The 5,150-nt window shown below is 28.3% G+C and carries 3 protein-coding genes and 1 pseudogene; 2 read left to right on the top strand and 2 right to left on the bottom strand.

Annotated features, from left to right (window positions below; translation table 11 throughout):
- Positions 1-304 precede the first annotated feature (304 nt).
- Positions 305-3,307 carry an Eco57I restriction-modification methylase domain-containing protein gene (locus VIM70_RS12290; protein ID WP_331946053.1) on the top strand — a complete coding sequence of 1,001 codons (3,003 nt, stop codon included), beginning with the start codon at positions 305-307 and terminating at the stop codon, positions 3,305-3,307.
- 298 nt (positions 3,308-3,605) lie between these two features.
- Here the strand turns inward: VIM70_RS12290 and VIM70_RS12285 are convergent, their stop codons facing one another.
- Entirely contained in the window at positions 3,606-4,088 is a 483-nt protein-coding gene (locus tag VIM70_RS12285; RefSeq protein ID WP_331946052.1) for a hypothetical protein, read from the bottom strand.
- Positions 4,089-4,292: 204 nt separating this feature from the next.
- Positions 4,293-4,586: a hypothetical protein gene (locus VIM70_RS12280; protein ID WP_331946051.1), complete on the bottom strand. Its 294-nt coding sequence runs from the start codon at positions 4,584-4,586 to the stop codon at positions 4,293-4,295.
- A gap of 298 nt (positions 4,587-4,884) precedes the next feature.
- Here VIM70_RS12280 and VIM70_RS12275 point away from each other — a divergent pair.
- Positions 4,885-5,150, top strand: a pseudogene (locus VIM70_RS12275) (IS4 family transposase); the annotation flags it as partial.

Genomic DNA, 5,150 nt, shown 5'->3' with positions numbered 1-5,150 from the left:
GTATAAAATACACCTTTTTTAAAAATAAATATTAAGATTTTAAATCATAACTTTTTCCCTTTTGTTCTTATTTATATAAGGTATTTAATTGAAAAATTTCACTGCTTACATTTAATGGTTCTGTTAGGTTGATGGCTATGGAGGTCGTAGTAAAAACTGTAAGTTTTTACTTTCTAAGATAAAATCAGAAATAACTTCTACTTTGAGTGTTTTTAACACTATTGTCTTTGCTAATCATTATTTTGGTTATGATTTATACCCTAATACCATAAGATAATATGAAAGCAATAAAAAGAGCGATATAATGAATTATAATCCTATTTTTAATCCCATTTCTTTAAATAAATGTGTAGAAAAATATGTTATGAACTTAATACCTAAAATTGATGATAAACTCTTGTTAATAGAACAATGGAATTCGGGAATTGAAGATAAAAGCATTTTTTCTTTTACAGAAAAAGAGCTTCAGGGAACATTTTTAAATCATTTTTTCGATAAAATATTAGGTTATACTAGCCTCCCTTTTAATGGTGAATTTAATTTAATAGCAGAGCAATCGACAAAATTCGATGGTAGCAAGCCAGATGCAAGCCTTGGTTATTTTAACATCAATGAAAGGGATGTTAGAGTTGTTGTAGAACTTAAAGATGCTGCTTGTAATTTAGATATAAAGCAAAAGAGAACAAATGATAACAGAACACCTGTTGAGCAAGCTTTTGGATATGCACCTAAATATGGCAGCAGTTGCAAATGGGTTATAGTATCTAATTTTATAGAAATCCGTCTATATCTTGCTTCAAACATGCTATCCTACGAGAAATTTGATATAAAATCATTGGCTAACCCTTATGAATTTATTAAATTTTACTATATTTTGAGCAAAGATAATCTTCTGAGCAAAACATCAGACTCAATAGTAGATCAACTATATTTAATAAATGCTGAAGAAGAACAAAAGATAACAAAAGATTTTTATAAAAGGTTTAAAAATATTAGAACAAATCTAATCAAAGATATTCTCCAAAGAAATACTAACATTGATCCTAATGTTGCAATAGAAAAAGCTCAGAAACTATTAGATAGAATAATATTTATTTGCTTTTGCAAGGATTCTCCGGATAAATTATTACCACATAATATTTTAAATAAAGCTTTTAGTCCCTTTTTAAATTCTCTTTGGGAAAGCTTAAAGTTGTTATTTAAGGCAGTTGATCTAGGTAATTCCACTTTAGATATACATAAGTTTAATGGTGGACTTTTTAAGGAAGATCCTGAACTTGATAATCTTTACATTTCTGATTCTGCTTTAGGTATGCTTTCAGAAATAATACATTTTAACTATTCAACTGAATTAAATATTGATATTCTTGGTCGTATTTTTGAGCAAGGAATATCTGACATTGAAGATTTAAAGACACTCTATAGTAACAATATTAATAAATCAACAGTAACCATGCGGAAACACGAGGCAATTTACTATACCCCTGAGTATATAACAAGCTATATGGTACATCAGGCTATTGGAAAGTGGCTTGATGATAGTAAAGTTGAGCTTGGATATTATAATCTTCCTGATTTATCAGAGTCGGACAAATCCAAAGCCCTTAATTTACTTAATAGAAAATATAAATATCATAAAAAAGAAACTGAGAATGATATTATAGTGAAAAGATATAAGAAACACTTAGACTTTTGGGAGAATTACAGACGTTCATTATTGAATATCAGAGTGATAGACATAAGCTGCGGAAGCGGCGCCTTCCTAAATCAAGCATTTTTATATCTTCTTAACGAAGCAGTAAAAGTAAATGCTGAAATAAATAGCCTTAATAATGGCCAAGAAAAATACTTTAATGTAGGAAGTGACATTTACCAAGAATTAGATAAAAACATATTGCAGAACAACATCTTTGGTGTAGACTTAAATAAAGAAAGTATTGAAATTACAAGACTATCCTTATGGTTATCAACAGCTAACAAACAAAAGCCCCTTGCAACTTTAGATGACAATATTATCTGCAGGGATTCTATCATGTTTGATTACACTGACCCTTCTGAAGCAAATTTTTCTTGGAATTCCAAGTTTAGCGACGTTATGAGTAAAGGTGGGTTTGACATAGTATTAGGAAATCCTCCATACATTGCATCAGCAGAAATGACTAAAAGCATGCCACAAGTAAGAGATTTCTGTAAAAAACACTATAGTTCAGCAAAAGGTAATTGGGATATGTATGTTACGTTTATTGAGAAAGGCTTAAAAGTATTAAAAACTAATGGTGTTATGTGTTATATCGTCCCTAATAAACTTATTGGAGCAAATTATTCACAAGAATTACGAATTATGCTCTCTAAATATACAATTCTTAGTTTTAGAGATTATTCCGAAATTAAAGTATTTGCTGATGCTGCTGTATATCCAGTAGTGTTCTCACTAAAAAAAAGCAGAGCGAGAACTCCAGTGAACATCCAACTATTTAATAAAGGTAATAACAAATGGTCTGATATAATCATAGCTAGCAATTTATTTTACAGAGATATTAACTGGGGCAGATACTTTGTTGAAGATCCTAGAATAATTAAAATCATTGACAAAATGTTAATTCATAACCGATTGAGAAGTATTGCTACTGTTAAAGAAGCTGCAACAGTCTCAGAAGCATATGAACTTAAGAATTATTTATCTAATTTTGACGATTCTTCACTCATAAGCAATACCTATAAAAAATTCATTAATACTGGTACAATAGACCCATATATAAGCCTATGGGGTGTTAAACCCACCCAATATATAAAAACCTCTTACACATACCCAATAGTGCTCGATGATGCTCTCTTGCAGTTCAGTAGCTTAAGAAGTAATCAAGCCAATTTTGAAAAAATAATAGTAGCTGGAATGAGTAAAAGGCTAGAATGCTATTATGATAATGGTGAATATCTTGCTGGAAAATCAACTAGTATTATCTATAAAAGTGATGTAGACTTAAAATTCATACTAGCATTATTAAATAGTAGGTTAGTCTCATTCTTCTATAAATATTACTTTAAATCTGCTGCTCTAAGTGGAGGATATTTTAATATTAGAGCAAATCAATTAAAAGAAATACCAATAGCCTTTAATAAATCTGTTGTAACCCTAGTAGTTAACGAAGTGATGAAACTTGAAAATTTTAGACCTGATAAGGATAAATATGAATTGATAATAAGAAAGATTGATAGATTAATTTATAGTTTATATGAACTCGACTTAGATGAGATTTATGTCGTAGAATCTTCTATGAATAACGTGCCAAAATCACACAAAAAATAGCTTGTATGGAGCGTAGTAGCCTTAATTTACAAAAATCTAGCTACGCTTCCCTTTTATAGGAAGCCTAAACATAATTGATATTATAATTTTTATTTTGCCGCGTTTATTAACGGCTTGTATCTTTTCATTATGTAACGACCTCAGAGGTCATAGTAAAAACTGTAAGTTTTTACGTTCTACTTCAAAAAAGAAGAATCTTTTAAAAATGGTGTAGAGTTTAACAATGATGGAACAAATTAACGAAATTATATTGATGACACTATTGGCAATAAATTAACTTATAATTAACTATATTTAGCTACTTCTTAGAAACATTATTGTTAGGTCTTAAAACAATGTGGTTTAAATTTCGTCGCAGTCTTCTACTATTTTTAAAATCGACCACACGTTTAATTGTTTTTTTATCTTTATCATTTAAATTTAATTTCAACAATTCAGATTCAAGTTGCCTAATATTTAACTTTATTAAATAACTATAGTTATATTTGCTTTTAATTTGTTTTTTATTATTAATATTAGGATTCTTAAATTCTTTTGTGTTAGTTTCTACTTTTATAATGTCTATTAAAGAAATTACTATGTCCTCACCTACTACTGCATTTTTAAACCATTTGGTTATAACAACTTCTTTAGAATAGATATTTTTATCTTTAGTATAAGTTACATTTAATCTAGCTCCAATTTTAATTTTATTTCTTATTTCGCTTCTCTGCATAGTGGAAACTTTTGAGCAGTTTATATATCTATAACCAAAAGCATCTATATTATCATTTATGTTCATTTTTTCCTCCAATCGCTTATTGTCTTAGATTATTTACAGTAATATCAACTCCAATTAGCAACAAAAACTGTTCCAATTTTTGTAGCAAACACAAACTTCCAGTTTATGTAACGAACTCCGAGGTCGTAGTAAAACTGGGAATACTTTATATTCAAAGTACAAAGATTTTATGTATGGAAAAGAGTCCTGTTAAGGACTCCCTAATTATTTTTTATATTTTAAAATAGCTGTTATTAGATTTAGTATTGGTGCTGCTATAGCTATTCCTTTTGTTGCTGTCCATACCATTATTGACTTCAATTTAAACCACTTTTTGTTTATTGGTTCTTCTGACTTACTAACTTCTTCAATTTCATCTATTTTTAGAAGAACTTCTTTTATCTCTTCTTCAGATAAAGAACCATTGTTTTGAATCATTTCTTTTATTTCTTTAAATTCGAGCTGTATATTTATATTATTTGTAGTTATATTATTATTATCGTTGTTATTAGCAAACATAAACTTCCAGTTTATGTAACGACCTCCGAGGTCGTAGTCATAGCCATCAACCTAACAGAACCATTAAATGTAAGCAGTGAAATTTTTCAATTAAATACCTTATATAAATAAGAACAAAAGGGAAAAAGTTATGATTTAAAATCTTAATATTTATTTTTAAAAAAGGTGTATTTTATACCTAATTATGGTATAAAATACACCTTTTGTTTTTTGATTTATTGTTAAATAATATATAATTAGTGTATATATAACTTTTATGTAATTATATATAATACTAAACGAAAGGATGTTATTTACAATGAATAGGGAAAAAATAAAGCGAATAATTCATAATCTAGGAGAGTTGTACAACCTTAATAAGATTGAAAAAATGGCTGAAAAAAATTTATTTATCAGAAGAAAAGGAAAGGTTTCTGCTAAAAGTTTTTTAAACCTATGCACTTTTATAGGTGAAGATTTATGTTCTTCGTCTTTATCGGATTTGTGTGCAAAATTAGAAGCTAATGAAAAGGTATCAATCTCCCCTCAAGCATTAAGCAAAAGATTTAATAAGGAAGCTGTGAA

The organism is Clostridium sp. (genome assembly GCF_036569345.1).
In the GTDB taxonomy this organism is placed as follows: Bacteria; Bacillota; Clostridia; order Clostridiales; family Clostridiaceae; genus Clostridium_AD.
The sequence above is the reverse complement of the archived record's forward strand: the minus strand, read 5'-3'. Positions and strand labels throughout refer to the sequence as shown.